Genomic DNA, 19,456 nt, shown 5'->3' with positions numbered 1-19,456 from the left:
GTCCGTCGAACGGGGCTCAGCCCGCCGGCGTCGGCGCGAGCTGACCGAAGGAGATCGGCAGGCGTTCGTTCGGGTCCTCGAAGGTGACCCGTTCCCACGCGGTCTCGTCGGCCAGCAGCTGGCGAATCAACTGGTTGTTCAACGCATGGCCGGACTTGTGCCCGGTGAAGGCACCGATCAGGCTGTGCCCCAGCAGGTACAGGTCCCCGACCACGTCGAGGATCTTGTGCTTGACCAGCTCGTTGTCGTAGCGCAGCCCATTCTCGTTGAGGATCTTGTAGTCATCGAGTACGACCGCGTTGTCCAGGCTGCCGCCCAGCGCCAGCTGGTTCGCCCGCAGGGCCTCGATGTCACGCATGAATCCGAACGTACGGGCGCGCGAGACCTCCTTGACGAAGGAAGTGGACGAGAAGTCCAGTTCGGCACGCTGGCTTCCGTCGGTGAACATCGGGTGTTCGAAGTCGATACAGAAGCCGACCTTGAACCCGTCGTAGGGGTCGAAGCGCACCCATTTGTCGTCCTCACGGACTTCCACGCTGCGCTTGACCCGAATGAATTCCTTGGGCGCGTCCTGTTCCTTCAGCCCGGCGGACTGCAACAGGAACACGAAGGGACCGGCACTGCCGTCCATGATCGGCACCTCGGCGGCGCTCACGTCGACGTGCAGGTTGTCGATTCCCAGTCCGGCAATGGCCGAGAGCAGGTGCTCCACGGTCGAGACCCGGACGTCGCCGCTGACCAGGGTAGTGGAAAGCCGCGTGTCGCCGACATTGTCGGCACGGGCGCGAATCTCGACGGACGGATCAAGATCGCAGCGATGAAACACGATCCCGGTGTTCACCGGGGCCGGCCGCAGGGTCAGCACCACCTTTTCTCCGGTATGCAGTCCTACCCCGGTCGCCCGAATGCTGTTCTTGAGCGTTCTTTGCCTGATCAACGAATTGAGCCTCTCTCTTCCAGGAGAGCGCATAAGAGGAGCCCGGGCCCTCCCGGGCTCCTCATGCACACAACGATTGCCGCATTATTGCAGGATTCCGCTCGTCCTGCATGTTGGGCGATTCTCAGTCCGCCTGTTTGCGCAGAAAGGCGGGGATATCGAGCACATCAATGCCTTGCTGCTGGTTGTAGTCGACCGCCAGGTTGTCCCCGCCGCGGCGCTTGACGGTGGGCTGGTCCAGGTCGACCTCGACATCGGAACCAACGGCCTTCTTCGGCTGGGCATCGACCACGCGCACTTGCGGACGCTCCGATTGCGTGGCCGGGGCGCCCAGGCCGGTTGCGACCAGCGTCACCCGCAGTTCGTCGGTCATCTCCGGATCGATCACCGTACCAACGACCACGTTGGCGTCCTCCGAGGCGAGGGCCTTGACCGCCTCGCCGACTTCCTCGAACTCGCCGATCCCGACATCCAGGCCACCGGTCACGTTCACCAGGATGCCGCGCGCGCCGGAGATGTCGATATCCTCCAGCAACGGGCTGGCGATCGCGGCCTCGGCCGCCTCGCGGGCACGATCCTCGCCGGAACCGGAACCGGTCCCCATCATCGCCATACCCATCTCGCGCATGACGTTGCGGACGTCGGCAAAGTCGACATTGATCAGACCCGGGCGGGTGATCAGCTCGGCAATACCCTGTACCGCCCCGAACAGGACGTCGTTGGCGGCCTTGAAGGCGTCCAGCAGCGTGGTGTTCTTGCCCAGCACCGTCAGCAGCTTCTCGTTGGGGATGGTGATCAGGGAATCGACCTGCTCGGTCAGCGCCTTGATGCCGGACATCGCGACCTGCATACGGCGCTTGCCCTCGAAGGGGAAGGGCTTGGTGACCACCGCCACGGTCAGGATGTTCATCTCCTTGGCGATCTGGGCGACCACCGGCGCGGCGCCGGTCCCCGTGCCACCGCCCATGCCGGCGGTGATGAAGACCATATCAGCCCCCTGCAGCAGATCCTGGATGCGTTCACGATCCTCCAGTGCGGCCTCGCGACCGACCGACGGGTCCGCCCCGGCGCCCAGGCCCTTGGTGATGTCGCCGCCCAGTTGCAGCAGCGTCTTGGAATCCAGGCTCTTGAGGGCCTGGGCATCGGTGTTGGCGCAGATGAAGTCGACACCCTCAAGCTGCGAGTTGACCATGTGCTGCACGGCGTTGCCGCCGCCGCCTCCGACACCGACGACCTTGATCGTCGCGTTCTGGCTATACGTGTCCATCAGTTCGAACGTCATGATTGCGTCCTCTCGTTGCGTGTGTAGTACATGAACTTCTGTTTACCTGCGTCATGGCCGGAGAGCGGTCCGGCCTCCAAAATTTCCGGGGTCCCTATCATCAGAACTGTCCGGAAAACCAGCGCTTCATGCGCGCCCATACACCCTGGAACCCACTCGTCACGGGCCGGGCCTCCTGCTCCGCACGCGACTCGCGGGCATAGAGCAACAGCCCCACCCCCGTCGCGTGGATCGGATTCTTGACAACATCCAGGAGCCCGGTGACGCGTTGCGGCACGCCCAGGCGTACGGGCATGTGAAAGACCTCCTCGGCGAGGTCCACCACACCTTCCATTCGGGACGATCCGCCGGTGAGCACCACCCCGGCGGCGATCATTTCTTCGCTGCCACTACGGCGGAGTTCCGCCTGCACCAACTGCAGCAGTTCCTCGTAGCGCGGTTCGACCACGGAGGCGAGCGTCTGGCGCGACAACCTGCGCGCGGCGCGATCACCGACGCCAGGCACCTCGATGCTCTCGCCCGGGTCTGCCAAAGAGCGCAACGCGCAGGCGTACTTGATCTTGAGTTCGTCGGCGTACTGGGTCGGCGTGCGCAGCGCTACCGCGATGTCGTTGGTGACCTGGTCCCCGGCAATCGGGATCACCGCGGTGTGCATGATCGCGCCGTGGGCGAACACCGCGATGTCGGTGGTACCACCGCCGACATCCACGAGGCACACGCCAAGATCCTTCTCGTCCTCGGTCAGCACCGAGTAGCTGGAGGCGAGCTGCTCGAGGATGATGTCGTCCACCCGCAAACCGCAGCGTTCCACGCACTTGACGATGTTCTGTGCGGCTGAGACCGCCCCTGTGACCAGATGCACCTTGGCTTCCAGCCGCACGCCAGACATCCCGATCGGCTCGCGGATGCCCTCCTGCTCGTCGATGATGTATTCCTGCGGCAAGACGTGAAGAATGCGCTGGTCGGCCGGGATGGCGATGGCGCGCGCGGCATCGATCACCCGGTCCACGTCGCCTGCGACGACCTCCCCGTCCTTGATCGCCACCACCCCCGTGGAGTTGTAGCTCTTGATGTGCGAGCCGGCGATCCCCGTGTAGACCGAGTGAATCTCGCAGCCGGCCATCAGCTCCGCCTCCTCCACCGCGCGCTGGATCGACTGGACGGTGGACTCGATGTTCACCACCACGCCCTTCTTCAGCCCGCGCGAGGGCGAGGAACCGATCCCGATGATCTCGATCTCGCCTTCCTCGGTCAGCTCCCCGACCACTGCCTCGATCTTCGAGGTCCCGACGTCCAGGCCGACGATCAAACCGGGTTCCGACTTCTTTGCCATCATCTTTCTGCGTCCTGTCGTTCGTGTCATCGGGCGTTCCCCGCACCGTCATCCGCGGCATCCGCCCAGGCCACCGCGAGGCCGTGCGGATAGCGCAGGTCGATTCGTTCCACCGGGGCATCGCGGTACTCTCGAATCGCCGGCAGCGCGCGGACCAGCTGCCCTAGCCGGGCCAGACTGTCGTCGCGGCCCATCAGCACGCGCACACCGTCCGCGAGATGAATGGTCCAGTCGTGGCGCTCGCCTTCCTCCAGCCCGGCCACTTCCAGTCCGGCATCGGCCAGCCGCGCGGAGACCTCCAGGTAGCGATGCATCAGCACCACCTGGCGCCCGTCGGTCCCGGCAAGGGCCGGCAGGCCCTCCCACTCCTCTAGTTCCACCGGCCCGAACAGACGCCCGTGGCGATCGACCAGGTGGTCCTCGCCCCACTGCGCGACCGGCACCGGCTCGCGGATCTCCACCACCAGCGTGTCCGGCCACCGGCGCCGCAGGCGTACCGCGTCCACCCACGGTTGCGCCTCCAGCGCCACCCGCAGGCGCTCCAGCTCGACCCCGACAAAACCCGGTGCATGGGCGCGCGCGACCTCGCGCACCGCCGCGACATCCGCATGCCGCGGGTTGCCGGCCACCTCGATGTGCTCGATCGGCAGCCAGGCATCCGGGTCGAACTGCAGCCAGGCCAGCGTGCCCAGGACCAGCACCGCGGCCAGGCCCATCCCCGCCATAAGGCGCAGCCCCGGGCCCGCCACGCGGCGCAGGGGCGACGGGCCCTGCGATTGCAGACGGCGCGTGGGTCGCGTTGTGCGCCGTGCGTTCAACGCAGCCCTCCACACTCGAAGCTGGAATCAAGGATGCGCAGGCACAGCTCGTCAAAGTCGACCCCGGCCTGTGCGGCCGCCTTGGGGACCAGCGAGTGATCGGTCATGCCCGGAATCGTGTTCACCTCGATCAGGAAGTTCTCGCCGTGCTCGTCCTGCAGGATGTCCACCCGGCCCCAGCCGCAGCCCTCCAGGGTCGCGAATGCGGCGATCGCGAGGGACTGCAACTCCAGCAGCGCACTGGAGTCCAGCGGGGGCGGGCAGACATAGCCGGTATCGTCAGCCTCGTATTTCGCGTGGTAGTCGTAGAAGCCACCCGGGGTGCGGATCTCCACCACCGGCAGCGGCTCGTTGCCGAGGATCGCGACGGTGTACTCGCGACCGCTGATCCACTGTTCCGCGAACACCTGTCCCGGCTGCAGCCGCGCGGCCTCGAACGCCGCCGGCAGGTCGGCCACCCGATCCACCCGGGTGATCCCCAGGCTGGAGCCGCCGCGTGCCGGCTTCACGATCAGCGGCAGGCCCAGGGCCTCGGCCACCGCCTCGGGGTCAAACCCCGGGGTCAGCAGGCGGTACGGGGCACTGGGCAGATTGCTCCCCGCCCATAGCCGCTTGCAGGCCAGCTTGTCCATCCCCAGGGCGGATCCCAGCACACCCGTTCCGGTGTAGGGCATCCCGGCCATGTCCAGGCAGCCCTGCAGGGTGCCGTCCTCGCCGCACTCGCCATGGAGCACGATGAACACCCGGTCAAAGTCGTCCAGGGCCAGACATCGGGCGGTCTCGCGGGTCAGGTCCAGCGGATGGGCATCTACGCCCTGACGCTGCAGGGCCGCCAGCACGGCCCGGCCGCTGTTCAGCGAGACCTCGCGCTCCCCGGACCAGCCGCCCATCAGGACCGCGACCCGGCCATAGTCTTGTGCGCTTCGCTTGCTCATGCCGTTCCCTCGCTTGCCTCGTTCGTCCCCGCGGGCCGCCCCAGCACCCGGACTTCCGGCTCGAGTTGCACGCCGAACCGGCGCTGCACCTCGGCCTGGGCATGGCGCAGCAGCCACTCGATATCGGCCGCGCGCGCGGCTCCGTCGTGGGTAATGAAATTCGCGTGCTTGGGCGAGATCTCCGCGGCTCCGTGGCGTAGCCCTTTCAGGCCGGCCGCCTCGACCAGCCGCGCGGCGTGATCGCTCTCCGGGTTGCGGAACACCGAGCCGCAGGACGGCAGCCCCAACGGCTGCTTGGCCGAGCGCTCGCGCAGCAACTCGCGGATCCGCCGGGTACCGGCCTCCGGGTCGCCCACGGCCAGCCGCAATACGCAGCCGGTGAACCATTCGTCCGCGGGCCCGCGGACGCTGCGATAGCCGATGGTGTAATCCGCGGGCGTGCGGGTATGCAGCTCGCCTCGCGCATCGACCGTGGCGACGGACTCCACCAGCGGCCAGATCTCGCCGCCCCATGCCCCCGCGTTCATGGCCAGCGCGCCGCCCACCGTTCCCGGGATTCCGGCCAGGAACTCGGCACCGACCAGCCCCTCGCGGGCACCGAACCGCGCGGCCTGCGCGCAGGCCAGTCCGGCGCCCAGCAACAGGCGTTCGCCATCCAGGCTTCGGCGCTCGTTCAGCACCCCGGACAGATGTACCACCAGGCCTTCCAGGCCGCCGTCGCGGATCAGGACGTTGCTGCCGAGACCCAGGAAGGTCACCGGCATCTGCGGGGCGTGGGCCGCGTGGTCACGCAGCCCCTCCACCAGGTCGTCGAGGTCTGCCGGTTGAAACAGCCAGTCGGCCGGGCCACCCACGCGCCAGGACGTCAGGCCGGCCAGCGGGACCCGTGCCTCCAGCCGCCCGCGTGGCTCCCTGGTGAAGGGGGTCGCCATCGAATCCACCGCGCGCGCCGCCATCATGCGTCCCCCGCGTCGGTTTCGGCCAGCTGCTGTGGGAGCAGCCCGGCCAGCCGGCCGATATCGCCCGCGCCCTGGGCAATCACCACGTCGTCGGGCCGCAACATGCCCCGCAGTACGTCGACCACATCCCCGGCATGCTCGACGAATACCGGCTCTACCTGACCCCGCAGGCGGATGGCCCGGGCCAGGCTGCGGCCGTCGGCGCTGGGGATCGGCTCCTCGCCGGCGGGGTAGACCTCCAGCAGGATCAGGACATCGGTCTCCGACAGCGCCTCGACAAAGTCCTCGAACAGGTCGCGCGTACGGGTATAGCGGTGCGGCTGGAAGACTGTGATCCGGCGGTGCTCCGGCCATGCGTCACGGGCGGCGGCCTGGGTCGCGGCGATCTCGCGCGGATGGTGGCCGTAGTCATCGACCAGGGTCACCGGCCCGCTGGGCGCCTGCCAGGACTGCACCTGGAAACGCCTTCCAATCCCCTGGAATCGTTCCAGGGCGGCCTGGATCGCGGTCGGGACCACTTCCAGCTCGTGGGCCACGGCAGCTGCCGCCAGGGCATTCAGTACGTTGTGGCGCCCGGGCAGGTTCAGGGTTACCGGAAACGGTTTCTGGGCGGGCAGTGCCAGGTCGAAGTACATGCGTACGCCTTCCTGACGGACATTGAGCGCGCGTACGTCGGCCGCCTGCTCGATGCCGTAGGTCAGGCGCGGGCGTTCCAGTTCGGGATAAAGATCGCGCACCTGCGAGTCATCCGCGCACAGCACGGCAATGCCGTAGAACGGCAGGTGATGCAGGAACTCCAGGAAGGTGGCGCGCAGCTTGCCGAAATCGTTGCCATAGGTGCCCAGATGATCGGCGTCGATGTTGGTGACGATGCTGATCATCGGCTGCAGGTGCAGGAACGACGCATCGCTCTCGTCGGCCTCGGCCACGAGGTAATCCCCCGCCCCCAGATTCGAGTGGCTGGCCGTGCTGTTCAGACGTCCGCCGATCACGAAGGTCGGGTCCAACCCCGCCTCGGCCAGCACACTGGCGACCAGGCTCGTGGTCGTCGTCTTGCCGTGGGTACCTGCCACGGCAATGCCGTAGCGAAAGCGCATCAGTTCGGCCAGCATCTCCGCGCGGCGTACGATGGGGATGCCGCGGCGCCGGGCTTCCTGCACCTCGGGGTTGGACGGGTTGATCGCGCTGGAGACCACCAGGACATCCGCCTCGGCCACGTTCGCGTCGGTGTGGGCCGCCACCACGGGGATCCCCATGCCCTTCAGGCGCTCGACCATCGCCGACTGCCCGAGGTCGGAACCCGATACCTGGTAGCCGAGCTGATGCAGGACCTCGGCGATCCCGCTCATGCCGGACCCGCCGATCCCGACGCAGTGGATACGGCGAATGCGGCGCATGGCGTGGCGTGGCAGTCGCGTGGCGCTCATGACATTCCCTCCCGGCGGGCACCCGCCATCTCCAGGCAGGCATCGGTCAGCCGCTGCACGGTGTCGGGGCAGGCCTGCTTTCGCGCCAGCACGGCCCGGCTGCGCAGGGCCTCGCGATCCAGCGGCCCCATCAGCTCATGGATGCGCTCGGCACTCAACTCGGCATCCGCGATACGCCAGGCGGCACCGGAGCGGACCAGGGCCTCGGCGTTCGCGGTCTGGTGGTCGTCGACCGCATGCGGATAGGGCACGAAGATCGCCGGCACACCGGCGGCGGCGACCTCGGCCACGGTGAGGGCCCCGGCGCGGCAGATCACCAGATCCGCCCAGGCGTAGGCGCCCGCCATGTCCTCGATGAACGCACTGATCTCGGCCTGCACGCCGGCGCCGACGTAGGCGGCACGCGCCTCGTCGAGCGTGCGCTCGCCCGCTTGATGGCGGATGTTCAATGGCTGATTCTGCGCCACCATGGCCAACCCGGCAGGCAGCGTGCGGTTGAGCGAGCGCGCCCCCAGGCTGCCGCCCAGTACCAGGATGTTCAGGGGGCCGGCGCGCTCGTCGAAGCGCAACTCCGGTGCGGGCAGGCCGCAAATCCGGGCGCGCACGGGATTGCCGACGACCGTGACCGCCACGCGCTCGGGGAAGCTGTGCTCGAAGCCGGAATACACCCGATCGGCCACCTTCGCCAGCCAGCGATTGGTCAGGCCGGCGACCGCATTCTGCTCGTGGATCGCCAGCGGACGCCCCAGCGCCGCCGCCATCAAGCCGCCGGGTCCGGCCGCGAAGCCACCGAAGCCGATCACGGCGTCCGGGCGCAGGCGGGTCATCAGGGCCAGCGCCGCCCATAGCGAGATGCCCAGCCGCCACGGCGCGAGCGCCAGGCCGACCAGGCCCTTGCCGCGCACCCCGGCGATCGGGAGCGTGTGCAGTTCGATGCCGGATTCCGGCACCAGGCGTGCCTCCACCCCGCGCGCCGTGCCCAGCCAGCGCACTTCGGCGCCACGGGCGCGCAGGGCCTCGGCCACCGCCAGCCCCGGGAATACGTGGCCGCCGGTACCGCCGGCCATGATCAGGATGCGCGGGGCGGTCATGCCGCACCTCCTCGCCGGCGCCGGGCCGGCGGCGCCACGCCGGGTGCCGGAACCTGGGCCTCGCGGTACACGCGCATGACCAGGCCAAGGGCCGCCAGGGAAACGATCAGCGAGCTGCCCCCGTAACTGAGAAACGGCAGGGTCATCCCCTTGGTCGGTAGCAGCCCCATGTTTACCGCGAGGTTCAGGAACGCCTGAAGCCCCATCCAGATGGCCACGCCGAATGCCAGATGCGAGCCGAAGGCATGCCCGGCGCGCTCGGCGAACAGTCCGATCCGGATGCAGCGCCAGACCAGCAAGCCGAACAACGCGATCAGTGCCACGACACCGACGAAGCCGAACTCCTCGGCGAAGACGGCGAACAGAAAATCGTTGTGCGCCTCGGGCAGGTAGAACAGCTTTTGGACGCTGTTGCCAAGACCCGCGCCGAACCATCCGCCGGAACCGATCGCGATCAGCGACTGGGTCAGCTGGAAGCCCGTGGCGAACGGGTCCTGCCAGGGGTCGAGGAAGGCGGTCAGGCGCGCCACGCGGTAGGGCGCGGCAACCGCGACCACCGCCATCCCGGCCGCGATCGTCCCCGCCAGCGCCGCGAACTGCCAGAGCTTCGCACCGGCAAGGAACAGCATGCCCATGCCGATGGCCAGCATGATCGCGGCACCACCGAAATCGGGCTGCAGGAGCATCAGGATGGTCCCGACGCCGAGCACGATCAACGGCCGGATGAACCCGAGGAAGTGCAGCCGCAGATTGGAATAATGGCGCACGATGTACCCGGCCAGGTACATCACCACGAGCAACTTCACCAGCTCGGCAACCTGAAGGTTGAACATACCCAGCGGGATCCAGCGGGTCGCGCCGTTGACCGTACGGCCGACGCCCGGAATCAGCACGGCAATCAACAGGGCCATCACAAGGATCAGCAGCCAGGGCCCCGCGCGCTCCCAGCGCGCCAGCGGCACCGACCAGAGAAAGGTCGCGACCGCCAGGCCAGTGGCGGCAAAGATCACCTGGCGCTGGAAGAAGTGCCAGGTATTGCCGAAATAGCGTTCGCCGAGCCCCATGGAGGCGGACGCAACCATCACCAGGCCGATGCCCAGCAGGATCGCCGCGACGGCCAGCAGGGGCAGATCCACGTGGTCGCGCAGGCTGGCGACGAGGCCGCGATCCGCGAGTCCGAGGCGGGTGCTGGACACACTCATGCCGCCAGCTCCCGGACCGCCCGCGCGAAGTCGTCGCCGCGCGCCCGGTAGTTTTCGTACATGTCCAGACTGGCACAACCCGGCGACAGCAGGACGGTATCGCCCGGCTCCGCCCAGGCCGCGGCCTGCGCAACCGCGGCGGTCATGTCGCCCACCCGCTGCACCGGCACCACCGAGGCCAGGGCACGCGCGATCATGGGTGCGTCCTCGCCCAGCAGCACCACCCCGCGGACCTTGCCCGGTACGTAGTCGGCCAGCGGGGTGAAGTCCTGTCCCTTGCCCTGACCGCCGACGATCAGCACCAACGGGCCCGGTGTACCCCGCAGAGCCGCCAGGGTCGCCCCCACATTCGTGCCCTTGGAGTCGTTGATGTAGTCGACGCCGCCCACCTGGGCGATCCACTGTGATCGATGCGGCAGGCCGGCGAATTCGGCCAGGGCCGCCAGCGCCCGCGCGCGCGGCGCGCCGGGTTCCAGCCAGGGCCAGGCCAGGGCGAGGGCGGCCAGGGCATTGGCCCAGTTGTGCTGGCCCCGCAGGCGCAGGCGGTGGACTGCGATCAGGATCTCGTCGCCGCGCACCAGGTTCGGGCCGTCCTCGCGGGAGGGGCGCACGCCGAAATCCCCCGCGCCCGGCGGGGTGTCAAGGCCGAAGGAGATCACCTGCAAGCCCCGCGGCAACGCGATCTCGCGGAGCCATGCGTCGTCACGGTTCAGGACTCCGCACTCGGCACGATCGAGGATACGGGCCTTGGCACGCACATAGGCATCCAGGTCGGCATAGCGATCCAGGTGATCGGGGGAAATGTTCAGTATCGCGGCCGCGGCGGGCGCCAGTGCCTCGCTGCGTTCGAGTTGAAAGCTGGACAGCTCCAGCACGTACACCTGCGGAGCCTGTTCCAGAAGATCCAGCGCCGGTGTACCAAAATTGCCCCCAACCGCGACGTAATAGCCAGCCGCCTCGAGCAGCTCGCCGACCAGGGCCGTCACCGTGCTCTTGCCATTGGAGCCGGTGATCGCGATCACCGGGGCCGTCGCCCGTTCGGCGAACAGGTCGATGTCACCGGTCAGGCGGGCACCCGCCGCCCCCGCCTGCTGCAGGACCGGGTGCTCGAGTGCCACACCGGGGGAAACGATGATGCGGGCATACCCTGTGGCATCCAGATCATCCAGCGGGCCGGCCCAGGCATCCTCCAGCCACGCCTCCGCGGCCTCCAGCGCGACCGGGGCTGCGCGGGTATCGGTGAGCGCGAACGACTGCCCCTGCGCACGCAGGAAACGGGCGACCGAGAGTCCGGTTGCCCCCAGTCCCACGATCAGGTTGTCGGCGCCGGCGTGGGTCATGGGATCAGCGCACCTTCAGGGTCGCGAGACCGACAAGGACGAACACCACGGTCAGGATCCAGAAGCGTACGATCACGCGTGGCTCCGGCCAGCCCTTGAGTTCGAAATGGTGATGAAGGGGCGCCATGCGAAAGATGCGCCGGCCGGTCAGCTTGAAGGAGGCGACCTGCAGCATGACCGAAAGCGTCTCCAGCACGAAGACGCCGCCCATGATCAGCAGCACGATTTCCTGCCGGGTCAGGATGGCCAGCATGCCCAGGGCCGCGCCCAGCGCCAGGGCGCCGACATCGCCCATGAAGACCTGTGCCGGATAGGTGTTGAACCACAGGAACCCGAGGCCGGCACCCACGAGGGCGGCGGTAAAGATCACCACCTCGCCCACACCGGACACCGCCGGGATGTCCAGGTAGTCCGCGAACACCGCGTGACCGGCCGCGTAGGCGAACACACCGAGGGCACCCGCCACCAGCACCGCCGGCATGATCGCCAGGCCGTCCAGGCCGTCCGTCAGGTTCACGGCATTGGAGGCGCCCACGACCACCAGCCACACCAGCGGCACGAACATCCAGCCCAGGCTGAACTGGATGTCCTTGAAGACGGGCAGGTAGAAGGTGGTCTCTACCGGACCTTGGGATGTGTACATGATCACGCCGGCGGCGGTCAGGGCGAACAGGGTCTGCCAAAGAATCTTGGCGCGTGCCGAAAGCCCCTTGCTGTTGCCATAGCGCAGCTTGAGATAGTCGTCCCAGCCACCCACGGCACCAAAGGCCAGCGTGGTCAGCAGGACGATCCAGACAAAGCGGTTGGTCAGATCGCTCCACAGGAGGGTGGCAATCGCCACCGCGACCAGGATCAGGGCTCCGCCCATGGTCGGCGTACCAGCCTTGGTCAGGTGCGATTCGGGACCGTCGTCGCGTATCTGCTGGCCGACCTTGCCGACAGTCAGACGGCGAATCATCGCCGGACCGATCAGCAACGCGATGGCCAGTGCCGTGACCACGCCGAGGATGGCCCGAACGGTCAGGTACTGGAAGACCGTGAAGCCGGAATAGAACTGGCTCAGGTACTCAGTCAGCGCGTACAGCATTCGCCACCTCCGGCGCCGGCGAGACCAGGTCCAGCCCCTCGATGATCCGTTCCATGTGCTGGCTACGCGAGCCCTTCACCAGCACCGTAGTGCCCTCTTCAAGGAGGGTCTCGAGACGGCCGCGCAGCGCATCGTGATCGGCGAACCATTCGCCACCGTCACCGAAGGCCCCGGCACTGTCGCGCGCGGCCTCCCCCAGCGTGAGGCAGTAATCGATGCCCATCGCCCGGGCCAGGCGGCCGGTTTCACGGTGCAGCGCCGCGGTCTCGGTACCCAGCTCACCCATCGCACCCAGCACCAGGATGCGCCGCCCACTCATGGCCGCCAGCACCTCCAGCCCGGCCCGCAGCGAGTCCGGGTTGGCGTTGTAACTGTCATCCCACAGCCGCGCGCCACTGATGTGCCACATCTCCTGGAGTCGCCCCCGCACCGGCTTCCAGCGCGTCAGGCCCTCGGCAATTCGGTCGATCCCGATGCCCACGGCGTTCGCCGCCGCAGCCGCCGCGACGGCATTGGCCGCGAGATGGCGCCCGGGGCCAGCCATGCGAAGGTCGCGTCCGGCGCCAAGGATGGCCAGACGCAACCGGTCGGGGGCCTGCCACATCCCCTCGACCTCGCCGCCACCCTCGAGCGAGAAGCGCTGGCAGTGGTGATGCTCGTTCAACGACAGCCAGTAGTCGGCAAAGGCATCGTCCAGGTTAATGACGGCCGTACCGCCCTGTGCCGGCAGGCCGGAGTAGATCTCGGCCTTTGCGTGGGCCACGCCCTCGAGGCTGCCAAAGCCCTCCAGATGCGCACGTCCGGCGTTGGTAATGAGCGCGACCTGCGGCTCGACCCAGCGCACCATGCGGCCAATCTCTCCGGCGTGGTTGGCACCCAGCTCGATCACCGCGTAGTCCACGTCCCGGGGCATCGCCAGCAGCGTCAGCGGCGTGCCAATCTCGTTGTTTAGATTGCCCTCCGTGGAATGCACCGAGCCCGCCCCTTCGAGGATGCAGCGCAGCATCTCCCTGGTCGTGGTCTTGCCGTTCGACCCGGTCAGGGCAATCACCCGCGCCCGGCACTGGCGACGCCAGTACCGACCCAGGCGACCCAGTGCCTCGCGGGCATCCGACACGATGACCTGAGGCTGCGGCACATCCAGGGGCCTTTCGACCAGCAACACGGAGGCCGGCAGGTCGGCTGCGACCTGCTCGTGGGCATCGAAGTTGGGCCCCTTGAGCGCAATGAACAGCGCACCCGCAAGCGGCTCGCGGGTATCCGTGAACACGCCCTCGACGGCCACATCCGGCGCCCCCTGCAGGCGCCCCTGCACCGCCTCGGCCAGTTCCTGGCTGGTCATTCGAATCATTGCCCCTCCTCCCCGGGTGCACGGTCGTGGCCCCGCGCGTCCTGTGGGTGCCGGCCGGCCTGTGCCCGGACCTGCTCGCGGTCGCTGAACGGGTAGCACTGACCGCGAATCTCCTGTGTCGTCTCGTGGCCCTTGCCGGCCACCAGCACCACGTCCCCCGCAACTGCCTCCGCCAGTGCGCTGGCGATCGCGGTCGCGCGGTCGCCGATCTCGTGGCATTCAGTGGCATCGGCGCAGCCGGCGAGGATCGCGGCACGAATCGCGGCCGGATCCTCCCCGCGCGGGTTGTCGTCGGTCACGAAGACGACGTCCGCGTGGTGACAGGCCACCTGGCCCATCACCGGGCGCTTGCCGCGATCGCGGTTGCCGCCACAGCCAAAGACCACGCTCAGGCGCCTTTCGGCATGCGGGCGCAGGGCACACAGGGCCGCCTCCAGTGCCTCCGCGGTATGGGCGTAGTCGACCACTGCCAGGGCCCCGCCCGGCAGCGGGAAACGCTCCATCCGTCCGGGCACGCCGGGCAACTCGGCAACCGCCGTGATCGCACGTACACGCTCCACCCCAAGGGCCTGCAGCGTGGCAAGGGTCGCGAGCAGGTTTCCAACCTGGAACAGGCCGAACAGCGTGGAACGAACCGGGTAGCTCCGGCCGTCGGCCTCGAGAACGAACCGCAGGCCATCCGGTGTGGCCTTCACATCCCGGGCGCGCAGGTCGCCGGCGGCGCCCGCTGCGCTATAGGTCAGAGCCCGGACGCCCGGTCGCAGGGTCTGTGCCACCCGCCGGCCGAATGCGTCGTCGGCATTGAGCACCGCGGTTTGCAGGCCGGGCCAGGCGAACAGCCGGGCCTTGGCGGCGGCGTAGGCCTCCTGACTGCCGTGAAAATCAAGATGGTCGGAACTCAGCCGCGTCAGGACGCCCACGTTGATCGGTGCCCCGGCAAGACGCCCCTGGGCCAGACCGTGCGAGGAGGCCTCAAGTGCCACGGCCTGGCAGCCGGCTCCCGCGAGCTGCGCCAGGTGACGGTGCAGGTCGATGACGCCCGGCGTGGTGTGGCCGGTATCGACGAGCTGGCCCGGGCGCCCGACGCCCAGCGTGCCGATCAACCCGGCGGGCCGACCCAGAGCCTCCAGCGCAAGCGCGATCAGGTGGGTCACCGAGGTCTTGCCGTCGGTGCCGGTGACCGCCACCAGCGGGGCCGCCTCCGGCCAGGTGCCGAACAGCGCGCGCGCCATCTGGGGCAACCGGTCGCGCAGGCCCGGCACATGGATCAACGAAATGTCCACGCGGATTTCGGGCGGTTCGGCCTCGTCCCAGAGGATGGCGGCGGCACCGCGTGCGGCCGCATCGGCGGCGTGGTCAAGCCCGTGACCATGCGTCCCGGCCAGCGCCACAAGGGCTGCGCCGGGGGTGACCCGGCGGCTGTCCTGAACCAGGTCGGTGACCCGTATCGGAGCGACGTCGTGGCGCAAGTCGACCCCCGGCAGCAGATCGCCCAGCACCGGCCCGATCGTATCGCGTGTCTCGTGCGCGGCCATCATGTCGCCCCCTCGTGCTCCACGGCCAGACGCATCGGGACCTCCGGCATCGCATCGGGGCGCACGTTGAACATGCGCAGGGCGGAGCTCACAACCCGCTGAAACACCGGCGCGGCAACAGCTCCGCCGTAGTAGACGCCCGCGTCCGGCTCGTCGATCACCACGGCCATGACAAAGCGCGGATCGGACGCCGGGGCCAGGCCGACGAAACTGGAGAAGTAACGGTCTTCGGCATAACCACCGGGACCGCTCTTGCGGCTGGTGCCGGTCTTGCCGGCCACCCGGTAGCCATCGATCGCGGCCTGGCGGGCAGTGCCCTCGGTCCCGATCACGTGCTCCATCATGGCCAGCACCTGGCGCGCGGTACGCGGGGTCATCACCCGGGCCGGCTCGCGCAGGTCATCGGCAGTGCGCACCAGCCGGACCGGCACCCGCTCGCCGTCATTGGCAAAGGCGGTGTACGCAGCCGCCATCTGCAGGGGTGACAGCGACAGGCCGTAACCGTATCCAAGCGTGGCCTGTTCGACCTCGCGCCAGGTGGTGAAATCGCGCAGGCGGCCGCTGGCCTCGCCGGGGAAATGGGTCCCGGGCGCCTGGCCGAAACCGGCCTGGTGCAGGGTCTGCCAGAAGCGATCCGCCGGGGTCTCCAGGGCCAGTTGCGTGGCGCCGACATTGCTGGAACGCGCGATCAGGGTGGTCAGGTCGATGGTCCCGTAATCGCGCAGGTCACGCACGGTCAGGCGGCCAACGCGCATGGTGCCGGGGCCGGTTTCGAGTGTGGTATTGGCGTCCACGACCCCGGCGTCCAGGGCCGCCGCGACCGTGAGTGGCTTCATCACCGAGCCAGGCTCCATGGTATCGGTGATGGCCCGGTTGCGGGCCCTGTCGGAGCGAATGGCGCCGCGATTGTTCGGGTTGAACCCCGGCTGGTTGACCAGCGCCAGAATCTCGCCGGAGCGGGCATCCAGCAGAACGGCGGAACCGCCACGCGCATCGTGCTCGGCCACCGCGGCCTTCAGCTCGCGATAGGCCAGGTACTGCAGGCGCTGGTCCAGGGTCAATGCCAGGGAATTGCCGTCGCGCGCCGGGCGGATACTCGCGACGTCGCGAATGGTCCGGCCATGACGGTCCCGCAGAACGCGCTTGGCCCCCGGCTGTCCCGACAGCCACTGGTCGAAGGCGAGCTCGACGCCCTCCTGCCCCTGGTCGTCAATGTCGGTGTAGCCAAGTACGTGCGAGGTGGCCTCGCCGTGCGGATAGTAGCGCCTGAACTCGCGGGTCAGTCCGACTCCCTGCATGCGCAGAGCGGCGACGCGCTCGGCCTGCTGCGGCAGCATGTGGCGGCGCAGGTAGACGAACTCGCGCGTGGGGCGGCCCTCGATGCGCTCGGCCAGCCAGTCCGGCTCCACCTCCAGGGCCGCGGCCAGTTCGGGCCAGCGTTCGCGCTGTCCGATCAGGTCCTGTGGGTTGGCCCAGGCAGTCTGCACCGGGGCCGAGATCGCCAGGGGTTCGCCGTGACGGTCGGTAATCATGCCGCGGTGGGCGGACTCGGTCAGGGTACGGACCTGGCGCTGTTCACCCTGCTTGGTCAGGAAGTCGCGCTCGAGCACCTGCAGGTCAACGGCCCGGGACAGTAGCGCAACGCTTGCCACGGCAAAGACCACGATCATCACCTTCAGGCGACCGCCACTGATCTGCCGCTTCAACGCGCCCACGCATCACCCCCAATCACCACGATGCGGTCGGAATCCGGCTGGATCATGCCGAGACGCTCGCGCGCCTGCTCCTCGACCCGGGCCTGGGTCGCCCAGGTGGACTGTTCGATCTGCAACTGCGTCCAATCAAGGTTCAGGACATCGCGCTGACTCAGTGCCTGCTGGTGGTCGACGAAGGCCTGGCGCGCCTCGTGCTTGGCCGCGACCACGCCGATCGCCGAGGCGAACACGCCGGTCGCCAGCGCGACGGCCAGGAGCCCACGCGCGACCATCAGAGCCGCTCCCCCACGCGCAGCACGGCCGACCGCGAGCGCGGATTGATTCTTTGCTCGTCGCGATTGGCGTGGACCGGCTTGCCCACCGCCCGCAGCTTGCGCTCTGGCTCCTCCGGCATCACCGGCAACCCCTTCGGCAGCCGCACCCCGGAGACCGGCTTGCGCAGGGCCTGCTTTACCATCCGATCTTCCAGCGAATGGAAACTGATAACCACCAACCGGGCACCGGCCGGGAGTACATCGGGAATGGTCGCCAGCCATTGCTCGAGCTCGGCCAGCTCGTCGTTCACGAAGATGCGCAGGGCCTGGAAGGTCCGGGTCGCCGGGTGTTTGCCCGGCTCGCGCTTCGGCACCGCGCGGCGCACGATCTCGGCCAGCTCGCCGGTCCGGGCAATCGGGGTGTCGGCACGGGCGGCCACGATGGCACGGGCGATACGCCGCGAGTGGCGCTCCTCGCCATAGTGATAGATGACGTCCGCAATGGCGGTCTCGTCGGCGCGCGCCAGCCAGGCCGCCGCGCTCTCGCCGGTGGCGCGATCCATGCGCATGTCCAGCGGACCGTCATGCTGGAAGCTGAAACCGCGCTCGGGGGTGTCGAGTTGTGGTGAAGAGACGCCTAGGTCCAGAAAGACCCCATCCGGCCCACGGCCGGGGAATCGCTCGCGCAGCGTCTCCGCCATGGTGGAAAACGGCCCGGCCTCGAAGGCAAAACGAGGGTCATCGGCCAGAACCGCGGCGGTCTCGGCGGCGTCCGGGTCACGATCCATGGCCAGCAAGCGGCCATCCGGGCCCAGCCGCTCCAGAATCGCGCGACTGTGCCCGCCGCGCCCGAAGGTGCCGTCGACGTAGAAGCCATCAGCGCGCACGGCCAGGCCCTCCAGCACCGCGTCGCGCAGCACCGGGATATGAGAGACGGTTTCCATGGCCGTCACAACGCGATGGACTCGAGCGCTTCATCATCCACGTCACCGCCCAGCACCTGGGCACAGGTCTCGTCCCAGGCGGCCTCGTCCCAGATCTCGAACTTCTTGCCCTGCCCCAGCAGCACGACCCGCTTTTCCAGGCCGGCGTACTGACGCAGGGGCGTGGGTAGCAGCAGACGACCACTGCCATCCAGTTCGCACTCGGTGGCATGCCCCACCAGCAGACGCTGCAGGTTGCGCACCTTGGGGTTCATGTTGGGGCGGGACATCAGGTTCTGCTCGATGCGCTCCCATTCCGGAAACGGATAGAGGAGCAGGCAGCGGGAGGGATCAACGGTGATCACCAGCTGGCTGTTGCAGCTCGCAGCGAGGTCGTCGCGATACCGCGCCGGCATGGCCAGGCGGCCCTTCGCATCCAGATTGAGCTGGCTGACGCCTCGAAACATGGCTGGTAACGGTGGTTACCCACCTTTCCCCACTTTGACCCACTTTTCGACACTATAGGTACGGGCATCCTCCAGAGTCAAGGAAATCAAGCCCGAAAAACAAAAAATAAGCGTTGAATCACAGAGACTTAGCGCGCCCGGCTCCGGCTCGTCAAAAGGGCCGGAATAAGGGTATTAAAAGCCTCGTGTTGAGGACCAAACTTCATGCATCACTTTACAAGTTTGCCGCGCACACAGCAGGGCTGGCCCAAACCGGTGCCGGCAGGGGATCATTCGCAGGTGGGAAAAAGTGGGAGCCGGCCGTAAGCCGGGTTCTGTCGAGGACAGTCATTCATCTGGGACGTCCGTCACCGGACGCCTCGAGCAGCCTACCCGGGTGCGATGCGGGCCGCATCATGCACCCCTATTTGGCCTTGCTCCGGACGGGGTTTACCTTGCCACGAACTGTTACCAGTCGCGCGGTGCGCTCTTACCACACCTTTTCACCCTTGCCTGTGCCCGAGGGCCATCGGCGGTATGTTTTCTGCGGCACTTTCCGTCGGCTCGCGCCGCCCAGGCGTTACCTGGCGTCCTGCCCTGTGGAGCCCGGACTTTCCTCCACATCCGAGGATGCAGCGACTGCCAGGCCGACTCCCGCGCTCCTTGTACGCCGCCGCGCCCACGAGTGCAAGGCTTTTCAAGGGCCTGCAACGCCAGAAGCCCTTTTCACCACGAAGTTGGCGCCCCGTCCGGGGACGACGCGCTGTCGCGCAGGAAACAGGGGGCGTGGATAATGATCGCACGCGCGGGGCAGGAGGCCG

Annotated in this window: 17 protein-coding genes and 1 other RNA gene; all 18 read right to left on the bottom strand. The window is 68.1% G+C overall.

The genetic code is table 11. The features are described from left to right. Window positions 1-16 precede the first annotated feature (16 nt). Window positions 17-937 carry a UDP-3-O-acyl-N-acetylglucosamine deacetylase gene (gene lpxC, locus ACESLR_RS01740; protein WP_373024087.1) on the bottom strand — a complete coding sequence of 307 codons (921 nt, stop codon included), beginning with the start codon at window positions 935-937 and terminating at the stop codon, window positions 17-19. Window positions 938-1,061: 124 nt separating this feature from the next. Further along, complete coding sequence (gene ftsZ, locus ACESLR_RS01735) at window positions 1,062-2,219, bottom strand: cell division protein FtsZ (protein ID WP_024327874.1); 1,158 nt, start codon at window positions 2,217-2,219, stop codon at window positions 1,062-1,064. A 100-nt stretch (window positions 2,220-2,319) separates the two neighbouring features. Further along, complete coding sequence (ftsA, locus tag ACESLR_RS01730; protein ID WP_373024086.1) at window positions 2,320-3,555, bottom strand: cell division protein FtsA; 1,236 nt, start codon at window positions 3,553-3,555, stop codon at window positions 2,320-2,322. 23 nt (window positions 3,556-3,578) lie between these two features. Next, window positions 3,579-4,301 (bottom strand): cell division protein FtsQ/DivIB, encoded by a 723-nt coding sequence (locus ACESLR_RS01725; RefSeq protein ID WP_373024124.1) that lies wholly within the window; start codon window positions 4,299-4,301, stop codon window positions 3,579-3,581. A gap of 65 nt (window positions 4,302-4,366) precedes the next feature. Then, window positions 4,367-5,305, bottom strand: coding sequence for a D-alanine--D-alanine ligase (locus ACESLR_RS01720; protein ID WP_373024085.1), 939 nt, complete (start codon window positions 5,303-5,305; stop codon window positions 4,367-4,369). After that, entirely contained in the window at window positions 5,302-6,264 is a 963-nt protein-coding gene (gene murB, locus ACESLR_RS01715) for a UDP-N-acetylmuramate dehydrogenase (RefSeq protein WP_373054185.1), read from the bottom strand. The genes ACESLR_RS01720 and murB overlap by 4 nt, the downstream gene beginning before the upstream one ends. Beyond that, complete coding sequence (gene murC, locus ACESLR_RS01710) at window positions 6,261-7,691, bottom strand: UDP-N-acetylmuramate--L-alanine ligase (protein ID WP_373024083.1); 1,431 nt, start codon at window positions 7,689-7,691, stop codon at window positions 6,261-6,263. Before murC ends, murB begins: the two co-directional genes overlap by 4 nt. Then, window positions 7,688-8,782: an undecaprenyldiphospho-muramoylpentapeptide beta-N-acetylglucosaminyltransferase gene (murG, locus tag ACESLR_RS01705; protein WP_373024082.1), complete on the bottom strand. Its 1,095-nt coding sequence runs from the start codon at window positions 8,780-8,782 to the stop codon at window positions 7,688-7,690. The genes murC and murG overlap by 4 nt, the downstream gene beginning before the upstream one ends. Further along, window positions 8,779-9,984, bottom strand: a complete 1,206-nt coding sequence (ftsW, locus tag ACESLR_RS01700) for a putative lipid II flippase FtsW (RefSeq protein WP_373024081.1) — start codon at window positions 9,982-9,984, stop codon at window positions 8,779-8,781. Before ftsW ends, murG begins: the two co-directional genes overlap by 4 nt. Further along, window positions 9,981-11,324: a UDP-N-acetylmuramoyl-L-alanine--D-glutamate ligase gene (murD, locus tag ACESLR_RS01695; RefSeq protein ID WP_373024080.1), complete on the bottom strand. Its 1,344-nt coding sequence runs from the start codon at window positions 11,322-11,324 to the stop codon at window positions 9,981-9,983. Before murD ends, ftsW begins: the two co-directional genes overlap by 4 nt. Before the next feature lie 4 nt (window positions 11,325-11,328). After that, entirely contained in the window at window positions 11,329-12,411 is a 1,083-nt protein-coding gene (mraY, locus tag ACESLR_RS01690; protein ID WP_373024079.1) for a phospho-N-acetylmuramoyl-pentapeptide-transferase, read from the bottom strand. Then, window positions 12,392-13,762, bottom strand: a complete 1,371-nt coding sequence (locus tag ACESLR_RS01685; protein WP_373024078.1) for a UDP-N-acetylmuramoyl-tripeptide--D-alanyl-D-alanine ligase — start codon at window positions 13,760-13,762, stop codon at window positions 12,392-12,394. The genes mraY and ACESLR_RS01685 overlap by 20 nt, the downstream gene beginning before the upstream one ends. Beyond that, on the bottom strand, window positions 13,759-15,300 hold the full coding sequence (locus ACESLR_RS01680) for a UDP-N-acetylmuramoyl-L-alanyl-D-glutamate--2,6-diaminopimelate ligase (protein ID WP_373024077.1): 1,542 nt from the start codon (window positions 15,298-15,300) through the stop codon (window positions 13,759-13,761). Before ACESLR_RS01680 ends, ACESLR_RS01685 begins: the two co-directional genes overlap by 4 nt. Then, window positions 15,297-17,012: a peptidoglycan D,D-transpeptidase FtsI family protein gene (locus ACESLR_RS01675; RefSeq protein WP_373024076.1), complete on the bottom strand. Its 1,716-nt coding sequence runs from the start codon at window positions 17,010-17,012 to the stop codon at window positions 15,297-15,299. The genes ACESLR_RS01680 and ACESLR_RS01675 overlap by 4 nt, the downstream gene beginning before the upstream one ends. Then, window positions 17,000-17,284, bottom strand: coding sequence for a cell division protein FtsL (gene ftsL / locus ACESLR_RS01670; RefSeq protein WP_373024075.1), 285 nt, complete (start codon window positions 17,282-17,284; stop codon window positions 17,000-17,002). The genes ACESLR_RS01675 and ftsL overlap by 13 nt, the downstream gene beginning before the upstream one ends. Continuing rightward, window positions 17,284-18,210, bottom strand: coding sequence for a 16S rRNA (cytosine(1402)-N(4))-methyltransferase RsmH (rsmH, locus tag ACESLR_RS01665; RefSeq protein WP_373024074.1), 927 nt, complete (start codon window positions 18,208-18,210; stop codon window positions 17,284-17,286). Before rsmH ends, ftsL begins: the two co-directional genes overlap by 1 nt. Window positions 18,211-18,215: 5 nt before the next feature. After that, entirely contained in the window at window positions 18,216-18,656 is a 441-nt protein-coding gene (gene mraZ / locus ACESLR_RS01660) for a division/cell wall cluster transcriptional repressor MraZ (RefSeq protein ID WP_373024073.1), read from the bottom strand. 288 nt (window positions 18,657-18,944) lie between these two features. After that, window positions 18,945-19,290: RNase P RNA component class A (rnpB, locus tag ACESLR_RS01655), an RNA gene on the bottom strand. Window positions 19,291-19,456: the final 166 nt, after the last annotated feature.

This window comes from Thioalkalivibrio sp. (assembly GCF_041685615.1).
Taxonomy (GTDB): Bacteria; Pseudomonadota; Gammaproteobacteria; order Ectothiorhodospirales; family Ectothiorhodospiraceae; genus Thioalkalivibrio.
Note: the sequence above shows the minus strand (reverse complement) of the source record. Positions and strands in the feature narration are given on the sequence as shown.